We start from the raw sequence: 19146 nt of genomic DNA on the forward strand, positions 1-19146 counted from the left end.
GCTGCACACCTACAATCACCACCGCGGACACACCGCGCTGAAGGGCCAGCCACCCGCCAGCCGCGTCCCCAACCTCTCAGGGCAGTACACCTAGCCCTGATACGGGTGGGCTCCGGGGCCGCCGGAGTACCCGAAGTACCCGGGCTGCGGGTACGGCCGACCCGGATACACGGGGCCGGTGGCCGGACCCTGTCCGTACCCGTAGACCCCGGGGACCGGCCACGGAGGGACGACCACCGGTACCGGGGGAGCCGTCATCCGGGCCGCGTGCTCCAGCGCGGGCCGGGCGACGTCCTTGCGCCGCCACAGCTCGTTCAGCAACTCCCGTTCCCGTACGACGAAGTCGGCGCCGGCCCGGCCGCGCTGCCCGCGGTGGCGCAGGAACGCCAGGGACGTCGCGTACGCCTCGTACTGCGACACCTCCCGCGCGGCCTGCCTGCCCAGGTACCGGCGGGCGTGGTCACGGGCCAGCCGGCGCGCCCGCATCGAGCCGAGCGCGTACGGCTCGCCCGGGCTGAGCCACCCGGCGACCGCATAGACCGGCAGCTCCTCGCGCACCGTGCGCAGCTCGCGCTGGCGGGTCCACACCACCAGCCAGGTCAGCACGGCGAACGCGGGCACCATGATCGCGGCGTACACCGCGAGGAACCCCCACTCGCCGAAGGTCGCCGAGCCGTTCCACAGGGCGTGCATGCCCATGGCCAGCAGCAGGCCGGACAGCGGGAGCAGCACCCGCCGCACGCGCTGCCGCTCCCCGGAGAGCGCGGCGATGCCGAAGCCGATGCCGGTGAGCACGGTGAACAGGGGGTGCGCGAACGGCGACATGATGACGCGCACGAAGAAGGTCGCGGCGGTGACCGAGGCGAGGCCGCTGTCGCCGGTGAGCTGGTCGGTGCCGAACGCGGTGCCCAGATAGAGGATGTTCTCGGTGAACGCGAACCCGGTCGCCGTCAGCCCGGCGATCACGACGCCGTCGACGATCCCCGTGAAGTCCCGCCTGCGGAAGAGGAAGACGAGCAGGACGGCGGCGGCCTTGGCGGACTCCTCCACGACCGGGGCTATGACGGTCGCCCCGAGGGCGTCCGCGCTGGACGGGTCGGCGGTGGCCGTCGCGATCCACCGGGTCGCGAAGCTGTTGGCGACGATGGCTATCAGCGCCGCCGCGCAGGCCCCCCAGGCGAAGGCGAAGACGAGGTTCCGCCAGGGCCCGGGCTCGACCCGGTCCAGCCACCGGAAGGTCGCGATGAGCAGCGGAACGGGCAGCACCGCGAGCCCGAGACCGACCAGGAAGCCCTGGGTGCCGGTCTGTTCGCGCACGAGCGCCAGGATCACCAGCCCGGACAGGGCGAGCAGGGTGATCAGGGCGCCGTAGCGCACCCACTTGCGCTGCCACCAGTGCGCGTGCCGGAGCACACCGCCCTCGGCTGCGCCGCCGGGCTGCGGCGGGTACGGCGGACAGGGGGGACTGATGGCCACGGCATCGACCCTAACGAGGGAGAGGACGGTGGGCAGGGGGCGGTCGGCGCGGCGGTCAGCGATCCCCTGGCCGGCCGCCGTGTGTCCCCTGACCCCCGTGCTGTACGCGACGGAAGAGCAGATCGTTCACCACATGACCCTTGTCCAGCCCCTGCCCCTCGAAACGGGTCAGGGGCCGGAAGTCGGGCCTTGGCGCGAATCCGCCGTCGGGCCGGGTGTTCTCGAAGTCGGGGTGCGCGGTGAGGACGTCGAGCATCTGCTCGGCGTACGGTTCCCAGTCGGTCGCGCAGTGAACGAGGGCGCCCGGCTTCAGCCGCGTCGCGGCGAGGGTCAGGAACTCCGGCTGGATGAGTCTGCGCTTGTGGTGCCGCTTCTTCGGCCAGGGGTCGGGGAAGTAGACGCGCAGCCCGTCGAGGGAGTCCGGCGGGAGCATCTCGCGCAGCAGGATGATCGCGTCCCCGTTGGCGACGCGGACGTTCGTCATTCCGCCCTGGTCGGCGAGGTTGAGCAGATTGCCCTGCCCGGGCGTGTGCACGTCCACCGCGAGGACGTTGGTGTCCGGGTCGGCGGCGGCCATCTGCGCGGTGGCCTCGCCCATCCCGAAGCCGATCTCCAGCACGACGGGGTTGTCGTTCCCGAACAGCTCCGCCAGGTCGACGGGATGTCCGTCGATGTCGAGCCCCCACTTCGACCACAGCCGCTGGAGGGCGTCGGCCTGCCCGGCGGTGACCCGGCTGCGCCGGGGCTGGAAGCTCCGGATCCGCCGCTCGAAGTGTGATCCGGCGGGGTCGGCCTTGGGACCGTCGGGGAACCGGGGCTCGCCCTTGGCGCGGGTGTGCCGGAGGGACTCGCCGGGCGCGTGCCGGTCGCCCGGTGGGACGCCGGGGGCGGGCCGGGGGGGTTCGGGGGTGTTCAGGGAATCAGACACAGTGATGTCGATTTTACGTGGGCGAGGTGCGGGCGTGACGGCCCGTGGGGGGCGGCTCACCGGGCCTCCCCGAGCACCGCCAACGCCCTGCGCGCCACCTCCCGCCCGATGGGCAGGGAGGCCGTCGCCGCCGGGGAGGGTGCGTTGAGGACGTGGACCGTGCGCGGCGCCTCCCGGATCAGGAAGTCGTCCACGAGGCCGCCGTCCCGCAGGACCGCCTGCGCCCGCACGCCGGCCGCCGTCCGCACGAGGTCGGTCTCCTCCACCGCCGGCAGCAGCCGGCGCACCGCCTCCACGAAGGCCGCCTTCGACACCGACCGCCGCAGCTCCCCGACGCCGTAGCGCCAGTGCCGGCGGCCCATCCGCCACACCCCGGGCCAGGCCGCCGTCCCCGCCGCCTCCCGCGGGCGTACGACACTCCAGCCGTAACCCTCCCGGGCGAGCGCCGGTACCGCGTTGGGGCCGACGTGCACACCGCCGTCGATGCCGCGCGTGAGGTGCACGCCGAGGAACGGGAACGCCGGATCCGGCACCGGATACACCAGCCCGCGCACCAGCTCGGGCCGTGCCAGCTCGTAGTACTCGCCCCGGAACGGCACGATCCGCGCCTCGGGCTCGTCGCCGGTCAGCCGGGCGATCTCGTCGCAGTACAGCCCGGCGCAGTTCACCAGCGCCCGGCCGCGGACGATGTCCCCGCGCGCGGTGCGCACGGCGACGCCGCGCTCGGGCCGCCGGTCGATCCGCACGACCTGCGCGCCGTAGCGGATCTCGGCGCCGGAAGCCTCGCCGAGCTGCCGGGCGACGGCCGCGAAGTCGCAGATGCCGGTCGTGCGCACGTGGATCGCGGCGAGCCCGCTCACCTCCGGCTCGTACTCCGCGATCTGGGCGGGGCCCAGCTCCCGCACCGGGATCCCGTTCTCCCGGCCGCGCTGGACGAGGGCGTGCAGCCGGGGCAGCTCGTCCCGCTCGGTCGCGACGATCAGCTTGCCGGTGACGGCGTGCGGGATGCCGTACTCCGCGCAGAACTTGACCATCTCGGCCGAGCCCCGCACCGCGTACCGCGCCTTCAGCGAGCCGGGCCGGTAGTAGACCCCGCTGTGGATGACCCCGCTGTTGCGCCCCGTCTGGTGCCGGGCCGGCCCCGGTTCCTTCTCCAGCACGGTCACCCGCGTGCCCGGCGCGGCACGCGTGATCGCGTACGCCGTCGACAGCCCGACGATCCCGCCGCCGATCACCAGCACGTCACAGTCGTACCCGCCCACCTGCAGCCACCTCCCGCCCTCGATAGTGCACTGTGCCACTGACAGTCACTTCAAACGCCGCGTGGCGCGGCACCGCGAGGCCCCGGGAAACCGCGAGCGATAACCACGAGCCACCCGCGGCCGTACGCGCACCACCCGCGGTCGTACGAACAACACCCCCGTCCGCCCATCGACGCCACGCCACCGCCCACGCCTCGATGCCGCCCGTCGACGCCTCGCAGCCGCCCGCCCACGCGTGCACCCAGCCGTGCACACACGGGGCGGGCCGCGCACACTGCTGGCAACCTGACGCAGTCGTCCGTACACCCTCGGTGATCACCCACGGCCGTGCGCGGTCCACCCGTACCGCCGGCACACCGTGGGCAGCCGCACCCCACGCCACGCCCGGGGCCGCCCGACCGGGTGGGCGCCTAAAGGGGTCCTCGTACTGCGCCCGCCTGGGCCGCGCGGCCCGGTACCGCACCTCGCCGCGTTGCCGGAGAGCCCTGGTGGCTCCGCTACGAGGACTCTCCGGCGCCTTGCGACGCACGGCACCGGACCACGCGGCCTGATCAGGCGCTCATAGGGCAAGGACCCCTAGGCGGGAGCCATCAGCAGGGGACGGGCCCGCTCGCGCAGCTCCACCACGCGCGGCTCGTCCCCGTAGGGCTCCAACCGGTGCAGCAGATCCTTCACGTACTCGGTGGTCCGGGCGGAGGAGATCCGTCCGGCGACCTCCACGGCCCGCACCCCCTGCTCGCACGCCGCGTCGAGGTTGCCCGACTCCAGCTCGGCGACCGCGGAGACGACGAGCCGCAGCCCGTGCGACCGTACGAACTCCTCCGTCGGCTGCGACAGCGCCTGCTCGGTGAACCTGCGCACCTGCCGCGGTGCCTTCAGGTCGCGGTAGCACTCGGCGGCGTCGGCGGCGAAGCGGTCGTAGGAGTAGAAACCCAGCCACGACGGGTCGTGGTCGCCCTCGCGGGCCCGCTCCAGCCAGCTCTCGGCGGCCTTGAGCGCCGCGCCGGCCGCCTGCGCGTCCCCCGCGCGCGCGTGTGCGCGGGCCTCGACGAGGCGGAAGAAGCTCATCGTGCGGGCCGTGGCCAGGCCGCGGTTGCGCTCCAGGGCGGCCTGCGCGAGGTCGACGCCCTCGTCGCCGAAGCCCCGGTACGTGGCCTGGAGGGACATGGTGGCCAGGACGTAGCCCCCCAGGGGGACGTCGGCCGCCGCGCGCGCGAGACGCAACGCCTGGATGTAGTAGCGCTGGGCGGCCTCCTGCTGGCCCGTGTCGAAGGCCATCCACCCGGCCAGCCGGGTCAGTTCGGCGCTCGCCCCGAACAGCGCGCGGCCGACCTCGTCGGAGTACGAGCCGAGCAGCAGCGGCGCCGCCTCCACCCGCAGACACTCCGGCACCATGGACGAACGCCAGTCGCCGCCTCCGTACTTGGAGTCCCAGCGCCTGGCGTCCTCGGCGGCCTCCCGCAGCTTCCGCACGTCGCTGTGGCCGACTTTGAGCGGTGCGCCGGATCCCTCACCGGAGTTCACCTCGCGCGCGACCGAACTGTCGGCCGGGGTTATCAGCCACCGCGAGGCGGGCGTTGCGTACGCGCTTACTGCGAACGAACCGGCCAGCGACTGCCAGATGCCGCCCGAGCCGGCCCGGCGGCCCGCGAGGTCGAGGCGGTACAGCTCGGTCGCCGAGCGCACGGCCTGGCCGACGTCCCGGGGGAAGGCGAGTCCCACCTCGGGTGCCGGGTCGGCGTCCGCGAGTCCGATCTCGTGCAGCGGCACCGGCCGGCCGAGCTTCTGTCCGATGGCGGCCGCGATGAGGTGCGGCGCGGCACCCTGCGGCACCATGCCCTTCGACACCCAGCGCGCCACGGACGTCTTGTCGTAGCGAAGCGTCAGACCGCGTTGGGCGCCAAGGTCGTTGACGCGTCGCGCCAGTCCGGCGTTGCTGATTCCCGCGAGGGCGAGAACGGCGCCGAGTTTTTCGTTCGGCCCGCGTTGCTCCCTGGACATTGCGCCACCCCTCGACACAGACGGCTGCCGCACTGGCATAACCACGCGGCATTCGTAAACCCAGCGTAGTTCGCCGCATCCCAAGCGTTAAGGGGCATTCTTCCGGATGGCGGGATTGTGGCACGTACGGAAGTACGGCCGTCGGCACGGACCGTGTCGGCGCGCTCCCGCTGTGTGGCCGTGCGCCTGTCCGTGCGCTCTTCTCCGGCCATCGGGAGAGCGGTTCCATGGGTCGTGCGTGGGTCGGCCCGCTGTACTGGATCCAGTGGGCTGGGGGACACCGCCGCCACAATCCCCGCGGGCGGCGGAACGGTCCGGGAGGCGTTCTCCGCCTCCCGGACCGGCGCGCCGGACGAGGTGCGCGAACGTGACGGAGCGTGTGCGGGCCTGCGGCAACGGCGGCCCCGCCTCCGGGATTTGGCCGAAAATCGACCCTGTGTTCCCTCGGTGATTGCGCCTGCGAGCATGGAAATCGAGGGCGCGCAGGGCGTTTTGGGGGAGCGTACAGGGGGCGCATTCGCGTCGTGCGTGCGGGGGTGCACATGGTCGGCGGCGCCCCGCGCGCGCACCTGCCGGTACTTCCCCAGGTCGGCGCGGGGGCGTTCACGGGGGCGCACTTCGCGGATCACAAGACGTGCCGCCTGCCTCTGCGGCGCGTTCTTCGTGGCAGCATGTGAACCGTTCGTACGGTGCACTGGTTGTCCACAGCCTGTGGAGGCGTCGATGCGGTGGTTGGTGGGATGGAGCAGCACCGCCGCGGGAGCCACCCTCCCCGGCGCCTCGGGAGCGGGCGGATACGGCGGCCCCGGGGCCTACGCCGGCCCGGGCGAGGACGCCGGACGCATCGGGTACGACGGCGAGACCCTGCAACCGGTGGGCTCCCAACTCCTGTGGGGCGACCCGGATCCGCTGTGGGCGGTCGGCGACTGGCGCCCCGACGAGGTGCGCGTCGTGCGGGCCGACCCCCAGACCCGCATCGCGGTCCTCGGCACCTGCGGGGCCACGGACGAACAACTGCGCGTCGGGCTGTTCGCCGCGCGCGGCGGGGCACTTCGGCATCTGACCGCCTGGCCGGGCAGCTACACCGCGATCGTCCAGGTCGGCCGGCGCATCACCGTCTGCGGCGACCTGGCGGGCGCACGCCCCGTGTTCCACACCCCCTGGGCGGGCGGCACGGCGTACGCGACGGCCGCGCTGCCGCTGGCCGACCTCATCGAGGCCAACCTCGACTTCGGCCACCTGGCGGCCTTCCTGGCCGCCCCGGACGTACCGGCCGCCGTGCACGACTCCACGCCGTACGACGGCGTACGTCGCGTTCCGCCGGGGCATGCGCTGATCCTGCGCGCCGGGGCGCGCGAGATCGCCGGGTACGAGCCGGTCGCCTCCCTCGCCGTGGCGGCGCCCCCGGCCGACCCGGACAGCGCGGTCGACGCGGTGCGCGACGCACTCGTCGAGGCGGTGCGCGCACGCCTGTCGGCACCGCGGCACGTCCCCGACATCGACCCCGGCCCGGTACCCGGCATGGGCCCCGCGGAGCGGCGTGCCGCGCGCGGGATGCCGGCACCCGGCATCGGCGCCGACCTGTCCGGCGGCCCCGCCTCGGGCACGCTCGCCCTGCTCGCGGCCGGCCTGCCCGGCAGACCCGGCACCCTCCTCGGACACGGCACGGGTGCCGGCGAGCGCCTGCTGGCCGTCACCTTCAACGACCTGGCCGTCGGCGGCCACGAGGCGGAACGGGAGCGCGCCGGCACCCTGGCGGCCAACCCGCGCCTGCACCACGTCGTCGTGACCGGCGCCGAGGAGACCCTCCCGTACGCCGACCTCGACGGCCCCCTGACCGACGAACCCGGACCCAGCCTGGTGACCGCCGCCCGCCATCGCGCGCGACTGGCCGCGGGCAGCGCCGACCACTTCACCGGCCACGGCGCCCGCCAGGTCCTCGACGCACACCCGGCCCGCCTCGCCGACCTGCTGATGGACCGCAAGAGACGCCACCTCGTCCGCCCCGTCGCCGCCCTGACGAAGGCGGACGGCTCGGTCCTCGTCCCCGCGCGCGTGTACGGCGCCGCCCGCCGGCTGGCCCGGACGTCGTACGGGGCGGGCCTGGAGGGCATCGCCGAACGGCTCCTGCACCGCCGTTTCGACGACCTCGGTGACGCCGCGGGAGCCGTGGGAGCGTCCCTGGCCGCCCTCACCTGGGGCGGACCCGGGCCGGCCGCGCGGTGGCTGACCGGCGAGGCCCTGGCCGAAGTATCGGTTCGTCTTCAGGGCACCGCGCACCGCGCCGGAGTGGGCCCCGGCCAGCGTCCGGGCGACTACCGCGCGCGTGCGGTACTGGCGAGACACGCGGCGGACCTGCGGATCCTGGAACAGGCCGCCGAGGTCCGCTCCCAGCGCCTGCACGCGCCCTTCCTCGACAACCAGGTCGTCCGCGCCTGTCGCGCGCTCCCCGAGACCCTGCGCGTGCAGCCCGGGGCGCGCGCCGCGATCCTGCGCACGGTCCTGAAGGGCTCCGGGGTCACCGACCTCCCGCCCGGCTGGGGCACCCCCTCCCAGGCCTCGGCGTCCGCCGCCGCCCGCGCGGGCCTGCGCACGGCCGCCGACCCCCTCCTCGGCCTCTTCGAGGCGCCGCTCCTCGCGGAGGCCGGCCTGGTCGAGGCCCGCGTCGTCCGCAAGGCCCTCCGCGGCGCGGCCGCCGGCGAACCCCTCCCGCTCGACGGCCTCGCCGACCTGGTCTCCCTCGAACTCTGGCTCCGCCGCCTCCTCTCCCGCCGCGGCACCTGCTGGACGGGGACGCCGGCACGCGCGCGTGCGGTCCCCGCGGGGATCGCGCCGCAGCGGCGGGCGGTCTCCTCGGGGGGGTAGGCGGGACACGTGGCACGCCGTGACCCCGACGCGGGTCGTCCCGACCGTCCGCCCGCTCCCGCCCTCCCGTCACCCTGCAGCCGTACGGGTCCCGTGTGACCTGACCGGGGCCGCCGGGTCGCTCCCGCACATCCAGCGGCCTGCCGTGGGCGTGTAGGGGCGTCCTGTGTGACCTGGCTGAGGCTGTCGGGTCGCTCCCGGACGACCGGCAGCCCGCCGTGGCGCGGAGATGAGGGTCTTGCACGACCTGACCGAACCCGCCCGGCCCCCGCCCCGCCGCCCGACAGGGGCACGCCCCCGAACACCGCAGTGGGGACACGCCCCCAGGGCGGCAGCCCCAGGTGCCGCAGCCGGGACACGCAACCGGGACGCCGAGGCCGGGGACCGGCACTACGCGCCGCAGGTGAACCTGGACTCCGCCCAGTCCGCGAGTGCCACCGCGCCGAAGTGGCCCTGCGGCTCGACGACCAGGCGGACGGTGTCGCGGCCGGCGAGGTCCACGTGGACGGGCACGGCCAGCTCGCCGGCTCTGACCACGCCGGACGTCCACAGCAGCACGTCGTCTGCGTAGACCGAGAAGGAGACCTTGCCGAGCTTCTCCGTCAGGTCGTCGACGCCGACCAGGGCGTCGTAGGCCGCACAGGCGCGGTTGAGGTCGACGATGACGGAGGAACGGCCCTGGACGGTCACCCCGCGCGCGTACTCCCGCTGGGCGATGGACAGCTGGGAGCGCTGCCACACCCAGCTGCTGCCGGCGAGCCGGATCTCGGGTGCCGTGCCGTCGCCGGTGACGTCGAAGGGCAGCTCGCTCAGCTCGTGGACGGCCGGGGCGGGCGCCGGGGGAGTCGGCTTCGGCGCCGGGGCGGGGGTCGAGCTCGCCGTCGGGGAAGCGGACGGCGGCGTGGGGCCGGGCGTCACGGTCGGGGCCGGCGTGGGGTCCGGCCGGGGCGTGGATCGAGCGGGGGCGGGAGTGCCGGCCACGACCGGGATGATCACCGGCGTTTCGGACCGGGGCCGCCGGGGTGTCCCGGCGGGCGGCGGCGCCGGCGTCGGCGCCTCCGGCAGGACGACCGGCGCGGAGGCCGGGGGCCGGGCCACCGGCTGCTGCTCGGGGCCGTCGTCGCCGACGAGGGCGAGGGCCACCGCCGCGGCGGCCACCGCGGCCACGCCCGCCGCGACACCGGCCTTGATCGGCGCGCCGATCGCCTCCGACACCGCCGCGCCACCGCCGGCGCCCGCCCCGCCCGACGAGCCGCCGCCCGCCGCGGCCGCCCCCGCGGCGCCCGCCGCGCCCGCCCCGGCACCGCCGGCGATGAGCGCGGCGACCTTGGCGTACCCGGCGGTGCCCAACCAGCCGATGACCGCGACCGGCACGACGGCGGGGATGCCGCCCGCGACCTCCTCGATCTGCAGCGCGGCCAGCCGGCAGCGCGCGCACTCCTCCAGGTGCCGGCGCACGCCCCGCTCGGCCCGGGTGCGCAGGCGGCGCCGCGCGTACGTGCCGAGCTGGTCGGCGTAGCGGGAGCACTCCTCGTCGCTGGTGAGGGTGGCGCTGACGTGCGCCTGGAGGTAGGCCTGCTTGAGGCCCTCGCGGGCGCGGCTGGCGAGCACACGCGTGCCGTTGGCGTCGAGCCCGAAGAGCGTGGCGACCTCGCTCGGCGACTCGTCCTCGACCTCGGTGTGCCACAGCACGGCCTGCCAGCGCTCCGGCAGCGAACGGAACGCCCGCATGGCCATCGACTGCTCGGCCTCGTGCATCGCGCGCACGTCGGCGCCGACGTCGAGACCCGCCCCGAAGGAGCCCGGGGTCGCGGTGTCGTCGGAGGCCTCGGCGACGCGGCCGGCCTGCGCGGCGAACACCGCGAAGTCGTCGACGAGCTGCTCGCGCTTCGCCGACCGCGTCCAGCCTGCGGCCACGCGCCGCACGGAGGTGAGCAGGTAGGCGCGGACGGCGTGCTCGGGCCCCGAGCCGCCGCGGACCGCCTGGAGCATGCGGGCGAAGACCTCGGCGGTGAGGTCGTCGGCGATGTGGGCGTCGCGGCAGCAGGTGCGCGCGTACCGGCGTACGGCGTCGGCGTGCCGGCGGTACAGCTCCTCGTACGCCGTGTCGTCGCCCGAGCGCATCCGGCCGATCAGGTCGGTGTCGGCCGGGGACACCTCGCGCGGCGGCGGCAGGACGCCGTCCGCGTGCCGTTCGCGCTGCGCCGGGACGGTGCCCTCCGGCAGGACCGGGACGTCCTCGGCTTTCCGGGGTGACCTCGCAGGGGGTACGCCCGCGCGCCCGCCCTGACTCGGCACCTGTGGCGAGATCCGGGCGGAGGTCCCGCCGTCACGGGTGCTCGGCGCCCGGCCCCGCGACTCGTCCCGTCCGTCAACGCTCATCGCGGAAAGCCCCTGCCGCCAGCCCGACCCGTCCCGACCACCGGGTCAGAGTGCCATAACGCCTTGTGGCCGTGGCCTCGCGGTCGGGGCCGTCCGCTCGCCCACCGGGACCCGTCGCACCCCAGTGCTGCGGATCACTCGGACGGGGGTTCGTCAACTGCCGTGATGCGGAAAGGAGTTGAGCGGACCTCATGGCAAACCGGACATACAGGACCCGCCGGTTTCCGGGAGGCGGAGTGCCGAGGCACCCCACCCCACCGTCACCCGTTCGAGTCACCACCCCGGCGCCCACGGAGGCGAACCCGGTGGCCCCGAAGACGCACCCGGCGCCCACGGAGGCGCAGCCGGTGGCCCCGAAGACGCACCCGGCGCTCACGGAGGCGCAGCCGGTGGCCCGCTACGCGAGCGGCCGCGAGCGCAGCCCCTCCAGCAGGATGTCCAGCAACCGCGCGGACGCCGCCGCCTGCTGGGCCGCGTCCGGCAGCGAAGGGGCCGCCGTCGCGATCACCAGCAGGACGTCCGACACCGACACGTCCGGACGCAGCTCGCCCGCCGCCCGCGCCCGCTCCACGAGCTGGCCCACGACGTCGAGCAGCGCCGCGGCGCCGGCGTCGTCCACGGCGGTCGGCGTGCCGCCCTCCGGGATCAGCCGCAGGTCGCCGCCGCCCGGCTGGGACCGCTGCTGCGGCACGCGCGTGACCTCGGCGACCGGACCGCCGGCATCGCCTTCGCCGCCCTCGTCGGCGACGCCCACCCGCAGCACCTGCGGCGGCAGCAGCCGCCCGGCGCCCGAGGCCACCGACGTGCGCAGGAAGCGCGACAGCGCCGACCACGGCTCGTCCTCCTGGCCGAGCGCCGCCCGTGCCTGGTCGGTCAGCCGGGAGGTCTCCTCCTCGGCTATCCGCCGCACCAGGACGTCCTTGCTGGGGAAGCGCCGGTACACGGTGCCCACCCCGACCCGCGCGCGCCGCGCCACGTCCTCCATGGGCGCGCCGTACCCGAGTTCGCCGAACACCTCGCGCGCCGCGCGCAGCACGTGCTCGAGGTTGCGCTGTGCGTCCACGCGTAGCGGCGTGGTCCGCGGTCCGTCCCCGCGTCCGTTGCCCGCCGCCGCACCGACCGCGCCGACCGCGCCGCCGGGTGCGAGGGCGGACGCGGACGACCAATGGGTGTCCTGAATATGCATGATTGATCCCCCGGTAATGACGTCTCCCCCCGGAGACTCTCCCCGTCACAGAAAGCCGGGGCGCATGGAACGAGGGAAAACACGACCCGCCGGACCCGCCCGTCGCGAACCCGGGAGCGCCTCCCCCTACACCCCGTCGACACACGAACATAGTTGAGAGGGAGTCAATTCAGAAGGGGCAGGTTCCGCACGGAGCGCCCCCCGATCGGAGTACGGGCCGTGTACGTCCCGTTTGCACCCCCTGCCGTACCCGATCACACCCCATCTGACCTGCGAAGATTCCCGCCACCCAGGTGTTTCGGCCAACCCCCCGACCGCTTGTCCGCCGGTCACACAAATTGCCGGGCCTGTGGACAAACTCCGGCGTCGGGTGCGTCATGGGATGGTGAAGGAACGTGCGCGCATTCTCGTTGTCGGCGGCGGCTACGTCGGGATGTACACGGCCCTGCGGCTCCAGCAGAAGCTGAAACCGGAACTCGGCCGGGGCGAGGCCGAGATCACGGTCGTCACCCCCGACCCCTACATGACCTACCAGCCGTTCCTGCCCGAGGCCGCCGCCGGCGCCGTCTCCCCGCGCCACGTCGTCGTCCCGCTGCGCAGGGTCCTGCCGCACTGCCGGGTCGTCGTCGGGGAGGTCACGGCCGTCGACCACGCCCGGCGCACCGCCACCCTCACCACCCTCGCCACCGACGAGGAGGGCGCCGGCCCCCAGCAGGTGACGTACGACGAACTGGTCCTCGCGCCCGGTTCCGTCTCCCGCACGCTGCCCGTACCGGGCCTCGCCGACTACGGCATCGGCTTCAAGACCGTCGAGGAGGCCATCGGTCTGCGCAACCACGTCATCGAACAGATGGACATCGCCTCCTCCACCCGCGACCCCGCGATCCGCGACGCGGCCCTCACCTTCGTCTTCGTCGGCGGCGGCTACGCGGGCGTGGAGGCGCTCGGCGAACTGGAGGACATGGCGCGCTACACCACGCGCTACTACCACAACGTCACCCCCGAGGACATGAAGTGGATCCTCGTCGAGGCCTCCGACCGGATCCTGCCGGAGGTCGGCGAGGAGATGGGCCGCTACACGGTCAGCGAACTGCGCCGCCGCAACATCGACGTCCGCCTGAACACCCGCCTGGAGTCCTGCGCGGACCGCGTCGCCGTCCTCAGCGACGGCGCCCGCTTCCCCACCCGTACGGTCGTGTGGACCGCCGGCGTCAGACCCCACCCGCTGCTCGCCGCCACCGACCTGCCGCTGACCGAGCGCGGCCGCCTGAAGTGCACCCCCGAGCTGACGGTCGAGGGCGTCACGCACGCGTGGGCCGCCGGAGACGCCGCCGCCGTCCCCGACGTCACCGCCCGCGAACCCGGCGCGCACACCGCGCCCAACGCCCAGCACGCCGTGCGCCAGGCCAGGACCCTCGCCGACAACATCGCGCGCTCCCTGCGCGGCGAACCCCTCCGGACGTACTCCCACAAGTACGTCGGCTCGGTCGCCTCCCTCGGCCTGCACAAGGGCGTCGCCCACGTCTACGGGCGCAAACTCAAGGGCTACCCCGCCTGGTTCATGCACCGCGCCTACCACCTCAGCCGCGTGCCCACCTTCAACCGCAAGGCACGGGTACTCGCCGAATGGACGCTGTCGGGACTGTTCAAAAGGGAGATCGTCTCCCTGGGTTCCCTCGAGCACCCCCGTGCGGAGTTCGAACTGGCTGCCGGGGGAAAGCCTTCTGGCGAGTCACCCCACGACCCGAAGGGGTCGTCCTGACCCGATCCAGGAACTCCCCCGATCGCCCCCGCGTCTGACGAATGTCGGCCCGTACGGCGACCGCACTGCCAGACTGCTCCCTGCGCCCGAAAGCCCGCCCCACACCGCCCCCTCACCCCCTCCTCCCGAGCCACCCGGCGGGTCACCACCCGCCCCGCGACCCAACCCAAGGCTGTTCCACGTGCTGCACATCCCGGGTGCTGCGACAATGTGCGGTCACCGCCGCGCGGCCCCCGGAGCCCAGGCCGGGCCCGGAGCCGGCCGTCGACGACTACACGAGGCAAGGATTCGTGAACTTCACGCGCTGGAGCGCCCGGCTCCCCGGAACGCAGCGCCGCGCCGCCGCGCGGGCCGAGCACCCGGTCACCACCACGGACCGACGGAGCGAGGGCTCCGTACCCGCCGCCCGCGCCGAACAACTGACCGACGAACCGCCCCCGGTCCCCGCCGTCGACGAACTCCCGGTCCGTGAGGTCCTCGACCGCGTCCCGGCCCTCGTCGCCCTCGTTCACGGCCCCGACCACCGCCTCGCCTACGTCAACGACGCCTACACGGCGGCCTTCGGCGCGCGCCGCTGCGGCGAACCGGCCGTCTCCGCCCTCCCCGAGCTGCGCGACCTCGGCCTCATGCCCCTCCTCGACCAGGCCCTGCGCAGCGGCAGACCCCGCACCCTGAAGTCCCGCAAAGCACCCGACGGCCGCCACTACACCTTCACCTGCACCCCGGCCGCCGAGGACAACGGCGAGGGCGCCGTCCTCGTCTTCGCCACCGACGTCACCGACCACGCCGAGGCGGCCGCCCGCCTCAGAGCCAGCGAGCGCCGTCAGCGCGAGACCGCCGTCACCCTCCAGCGCTCCCTCCTCCCCCAGGAACTCGAGCAGCCGGACGACCTGCGCATCGCCGCCACCTACCAGCCCGGCGGCACCGAGGCCGCCGTCGGCGGCGACTGGTACGACGTGATCACCCTCGGCGGCGGCCGCACCGCCCTCGTCATCGGCGACGTCATGGGCCGCGGAGTGCGCGCGGCGGCCGTCATGGGCCAGCTGCGCACCGCCGTCCGCGCCTACGCCCGCCTCGACCTCCCCCCGCACGAGGTCCTCCAGCTCCTGGACGGCCTCGCCGCCGAGATCGACGCCAACCAGATCGCCACCTGCGTCTACGCCATCCACGACCCGAACGAGGGACGGCTGGTGTACGCCTCCGCAGGCCACCTGCCCATCCTGGTCCGCGACGACAACGGCACCGTCGTCCGCGCCGACGAACCCACCGGCCCCCCGCTCGGCACCGGCGGCTGGGTGCACACCTCCGGCGCGATCGCCCTCAGCCCCGGCTCCACGGCCGTCCTCTACACGGACGGCCTGGTCGAGCGCCGCAACGAGGACCTCGACGAGGGCATCGCCGCCCTGGAACGCGCCCTGGCCGGCGCCACCGGCACCCCCCAGGTCGTCTGCGACCGCCTGGTCCGCTCCGCGGGCGTCACCGCCGACCACGACGACGACGTCGCCGTCCTGGTCCTCCAGCACCCCGCCCGCACCGGCCCCGACAGCGAACTGTTCCGCAACGCCGCCCTGGAACTGCTCGGCGGAGTGGAAGCGGCACCCCGCGCGCGTGCCTTCGCCTCCGGCGTCCTCACCAGCTGGCGCTTCCCCGCCGACCTGCACGACCTCGGCGTCCTCGCCGCCAGCGAACTCGTCGCCAACTCCCTCCAGCACGGCACCCCGCCCATGCGCCTGCGGCTGCGCCGCACCGACCGCCGCCTGATCATCGAGGTCACCGACGGCGACGACCACCTCCCGCGCCGCCGCCGCGCGGAACCCGGCGACGAGTCGGGCCGCGGCATCGCCATCGTCGCGACGATCGCCTCCCAGTGGGGCAGCCGGCGCACCCCCGGCGGCGGAAAGGCGGTGTGGTGCGAGTTCGTGCTGCCGAAGAACACCGACTGAAAGAGAACCCGAACGCCCGTTCCGGCGCGCACGGCACCTAGGCGAACCCGCCCCCCGGTGCTACTAGCTCCCCATGGCAGACGCAACGGGCTTTCACCTCAAGGGAAGCGCCGCCGAGCGCTACGAACACTACGTCGCGCCCCTCATGGCGCCCTTCGTCACCGCACTCGTGGACGCCGCGGACCTCTTCCCCGGCGCCACCGTCCTCGACCTCGCCTGCGGCACGGGCTTCGCGGCCCGCGCCGCCGCCGCACAGGCCGGCCCCACCGGGCGCGTCGCCGGCACCGACGTCGACACGGCCATGCTCGAGGTCGCCGTGGCCCACCACCCCCGCCTGTACCCCGACATCGAGTTCACCCCGGCCCCCGCCGACGACCTCCCCTTCGGGGACGCGACCTTCGACGCCGTCCTCTGCCAGCAGGGCGTCCCCTCCTTCCCCGACCTCGACGCCGCCCTGCGCGAGACGGCCCGCGTCACCCGCCCCGGAGGCCGTTTCGCCGCCACCGTCTGGACGGACCTGGACGCCTCCCCCTACTTCGCCGCCCAGCACCGCGTCGTCGAGCGGTACGGCGGCCCCGACCGCGCGGCCGCCTTCCGCGGCGCCTTCGGCACCGCCGACCACCTCACCACCTGCCTCGACCACGCCGGCTTCCACAGGACGACCCGCCGCGACCTCACCGTCCCCATCACCCTTCCCCCACTGCGGGACTACGTCCCCGGCCACCTCTCCGCGACCCACTGGGGTCGGACGCTCACCGAGACCGCCGGCGAGCAGGCCCTCACCCGAGCCGCCGACGCGCTCCGCGCCGCCCTCCCCGGCGACACCACCACGTTCCCCTTCACCGCGACCCTGGTGACGGCGGTGCGCTGACATGCCGAGGCGGCCGTCGTCCCTCGACGACGGCCGCCTTCCCACTCCGCGTCAGGCCTCGGCGCCCACCGGCTCCACGGCCGCGCCACCCCGCGCGACCACCCGGTTGCGCCACAGCCACGGCTGGTCCTGCTCGGCGGTCAGCTGCCGCCCGAGCCGCACCGCGAGGACCGTGATCCCCAGCGAGAACAGCAGGAACGTCACGATGTACGGGGCGTGCAGCGAGGCCCCCATCGGCCCGCCCACCGCCGGACCGACCGCCAGCGCCAACTGCTTCACCAGGGCGAACGCCGAGTTGTACTGCCCCGCCATCCCGGTCGGCGCCAGATCGGCGACCAGCGGCGCGACCGTAGGCGACAACATCGCCTCACCGAGCCCGAACAGCGCGTACGTCGACACGAACGCGGCCGCCGCCATCTCCTGGCTGCCGTGTCCCAGCCCGGCGTACCCGGCCACGACCCACGCCACGGCCCAGATCAGCCCCACACCCGCGATCACCCGCGACCGCTTCTGCCGCTCGACGAACCTCAGCACGGCGAACTGCGCGACCACGATCACGGCGGTGTTGGCGGCCAGAGCGGTCCCGAGCGCCGACGTGGAGATCCCCGCGGCCTCGACCCCGTACGCGCTGAGCCCCGACTCGAACTGCCCGTAGCAGGCGAAGAACAGCACGAACCCCAGCACACACAGCTGCACCATGGCCCGGTTGCCCACCAGCTGCTTCCAGCTCCCCTTCGCCGACGCCCGCGGAGCGTCCTCCACCCGCGGCGCGCGCGGCATCCGCACCGACGCCATGACCGCGACCAGCAGCAGGAACATCGCCGCCTCGATCGCAAAGAGCAGGGTGAACGACGACACGCGCGTGGTGTCCACGAGGTGCCCGCCGATCAGCCCGCCGACTCCGAGCCCGAGGTTCTGCAGGAAGAACTGCGTCGCGAACGCCCGCGACCGCGTCTCCGCCGACGAACAGTCCACGATCATCGTCGCCAGGGCCGGCTGCATCACGGCCTGCCCCGCCCCGAGCGCCGCGGCGGCGGCCAGAACGGCGGTGGAGTCACCGGCGAGCCCCAGGCTCAGCGCGCCCAGCGCGGCCGTGACCAGGGCGGCGACCAGGACCGGCAGCGGGCCGCGCCGCACGATCGCCCGACCGGCGAACGGCAGCACGATCAGCGCGGCCACGGCGAAGACGGCCAGGACGAGTCCCGCCGTCATGGCCCCCAGCCCCCGCACCTGCGCCACGTAGACGTACAGGTAGGGGACGGTGAAGCCGAGCCCGAACGCGCTGAGTGCGTTGCCCACGTGGATCCGGCGCATCGCTGCGCCCATCGCCCTGGTCACGTTCACCTCTCTCAGGTAGTTGGTCAGTCTCAGGACTTAGAACCGAAGACTTCGAAGATAAATTTCGAAGCTAAAGAGTACACATCCAAGGACTTCAACGCCAACGACCCCCGTGCGATACTGGCGCCCATGGGTGACACCCCCGACAGCACGGGCATCGGCGGCGAGCCGACTCTCGAAGAGCAGATCGCCGCCTACCAGCGCGAGTTCCAGGACCTCGACCCCCAGGTCGAGAAGATCGTCTCGGCGCTCTCCCGCCTGAACCGCCGTATGAACGTCGCCTACGGCCGGCAGACCGCCGCACTCGGCGTCAGCAACGCCGACTGGGAGGTCCTCAAGGCGCTGGTCCTCTCCGGTGCCCCCTATTGCATGGGACCCGGCGACCTCGCCAAGCGCCTCGGTCTGACGCCGGCCGCCATGACTCACCGAATCGACCGCATGGTCGCCGAAGGACTGGTGACCCGTGAACGGGACGAGACGAACAGGGTCCGGGTGATCGTCGAGCTGACACCCGAGGGCCGTGAGAAGTGGCTGGAGGCGATGCGGCTTGCGTCGAGCTTCGAGGAGGACCTGCTTCAGGACCTCTCCGCCCGGGAGCGGACGGCCCTCGGCGACGTCCTCACCAGGCTCCTGCGCCGGGTGGAAGAGGCACAGCCGGACGCGGGCGGCCGGCTCAGCGACCTCGACTAAAAGATCTTGACAGCAGGTGCTTGACAGCCCCTGACCCGGTACGTAGAGTTCTTCGGGTTGCCGCGGAGCCGTAACGGTTCTTCGACGACACTCCCGCCGCAGTAGCGGCACTCACATCACAGCAAGATCTCCTGACGGGGTTGAATTCAGCACGCCTGAATTCAATTCGACAGGACCCGGTAGCTCGATTAGCGCTCGCCGGGACGGATCCGCTAAGGTTTGAGACGTCGGAACGGCCCAACAGCCGGAAAGAAACACCCCCTCTGACTGGGAATCAGGCGCCGAAAGGATCTGATAGAGTCGGAACCGCCGGAAAGGAAACCGCGAAAGCGGGAACCTGGAAAGCACCGAGGAAATCGGATCGAGAAAAGATCTGATAGAGTCGGAAACGCAAGACCGAAGGGAAGCGCCCGGAGGAAAGCCTGAGAGAGTCTCTCGGGTG

12 protein-coding genes are annotated in these 19146 nt (G+C 73.8%); 5 read left to right on the forward strand and 7 right to left on the reverse strand.

Annotation, left to right across the window (positions count from 1 at the left end; all coding sequences use genetic code 11):
- Positions 1-90 precede the first annotated feature (90 nt).
- The 4 genes from ACZ4YY_RS37035 to ACZ4YY_RS37050 all read right to left on the reverse strand — a co-directional run bounded on the left by ACZ4YY_RS37035 (position 91) and on the right by ACZ4YY_RS37050 (position 5667).
- Entirely contained in the window at positions 91-1476 is a 1386-nt protein-coding gene (locus tag ACZ4YY_RS37035; protein ID WP_468299739.1) for a PrsW family intramembrane metalloprotease, read from the reverse strand.
- A 55-nt stretch (positions 1477-1531) separates the two neighbouring features.
- A complete protein-coding gene (gene trmB / locus ACZ4YY_RS37040) occupies positions 1532-2404 on the reverse strand; it encodes a tRNA (guanosine(46)-N7)-methyltransferase TrmB (protein WP_468299741.1) in 873 nt (290 codons plus the stop codon).
- Between the two features lie 56 nt (positions 2405-2460).
- Complete coding sequence (lhgO, locus tag ACZ4YY_RS37045) at positions 2461-3672, reverse strand: L-2-hydroxyglutarate oxidase (protein WP_468299759.1); 1212 nt, start codon at positions 3670-3672, stop codon at positions 2461-2463.
- A 570-nt stretch (positions 3673-4242) separates the two neighbouring features.
- Complete coding sequence (locus tag ACZ4YY_RS37050) at positions 4243-5667, reverse strand: MFS transporter (RefSeq protein WP_468299743.1); 1425 nt, start codon at positions 5665-5667, stop codon at positions 4243-4245.
- 723 nt (positions 5668-6390) lie between these two features.
- On the opposite strand from ACZ4YY_RS37050, the gene ACZ4YY_RS37055 reads away from it, so the two are divergent.
- Positions 6391-8532 (forward strand): asparagine synthase-related protein, encoded by a 2142-nt coding sequence (locus ACZ4YY_RS37055; protein WP_468299745.1) that lies wholly within the window; start codon positions 6391-6393, stop codon positions 8530-8532.
- A 390-nt stretch (positions 8533-8922) separates the two neighbouring features.
- Here the strand turns inward: ACZ4YY_RS37055 and ACZ4YY_RS37060 are convergent, their stop codons facing one another.
- Together ACZ4YY_RS37060 and ACZ4YY_RS37065 are read right to left on the reverse strand one after the other, a co-directional pair.
- The gene (locus ACZ4YY_RS37060; protein WP_468299747.1) at positions 8923-10914 is read right to left on the reverse strand and encodes a sigma-70 family RNA polymerase sigma factor; all 1992 of its coding nucleotides are present in this window, start codon (positions 10912-10914) and stop codon (positions 8923-8925) included.
- Between the two features lie 397 nt (positions 10915-11311).
- Positions 11312-12100 carry a TetR/AcrR family transcriptional regulator gene (locus ACZ4YY_RS37065; protein ID WP_468299749.1) on the reverse strand — a complete coding sequence of 263 codons (789 nt, stop codon included), beginning with the start codon at positions 12098-12100 and terminating at the stop codon, positions 11312-11314.
- A 382-nt stretch (positions 12101-12482) separates the two neighbouring features.
- On the opposite strand from ACZ4YY_RS37065, the gene ACZ4YY_RS37070 reads away from it, so the two are divergent.
- From ACZ4YY_RS37070 to ACZ4YY_RS37080, 3 genes are all read left to right on the forward strand, one after another.
- Complete coding sequence (locus ACZ4YY_RS37070) at positions 12483-13862, forward strand: NAD(P)/FAD-dependent oxidoreductase (protein WP_468299751.1); 1380 nt, start codon at positions 12483-12485, stop codon at positions 13860-13862.
- A gap of 290 nt (positions 13863-14152) precedes the next feature.
- Positions 14153-15805 (forward strand): ATP-binding SpoIIE family protein phosphatase, encoded by a 1653-nt coding sequence (locus ACZ4YY_RS37075; protein WP_468299753.1) that lies wholly within the window; start codon positions 14153-14155, stop codon positions 15803-15805.
- 73 nt (positions 15806-15878) lie between these two features.
- Positions 15879-16676 carry a class I SAM-dependent methyltransferase gene (locus tag ACZ4YY_RS37080; RefSeq protein WP_468299755.1) on the forward strand — a complete coding sequence of 266 codons (798 nt, stop codon included), beginning with the start codon at positions 15879-15881 and terminating at the stop codon, positions 16674-16676.
- A 51-nt stretch (positions 16677-16727) separates the two neighbouring features.
- Here ACZ4YY_RS37080 and ACZ4YY_RS37085 read toward each other — a convergent pair whose 3' ends face one another.
- Positions 16728-18002, reverse strand: a complete 1275-nt coding sequence (locus ACZ4YY_RS37085; protein ID WP_468299761.1) for an MFS transporter — start codon at positions 18000-18002, stop codon at positions 16728-16730.
- A 141-nt stretch (positions 18003-18143) separates the two neighbouring features.
- Between ACZ4YY_RS37085 and ACZ4YY_RS37090 the strand changes: the two genes are divergently transcribed.
- Positions 18144-18704 carry a MarR family winged helix-turn-helix transcriptional regulator gene (locus tag ACZ4YY_RS37090; protein WP_468299757.1) on the forward strand — a complete coding sequence of 187 codons (561 nt, stop codon included), beginning with the start codon at positions 18144-18146 and terminating at the stop codon, positions 18702-18704.
- Positions 18705-19146 lie beyond the last annotated feature (442 nt).

This window comes from Streptomyces sp. NPDC030143 (assembly GCF_055573695.1).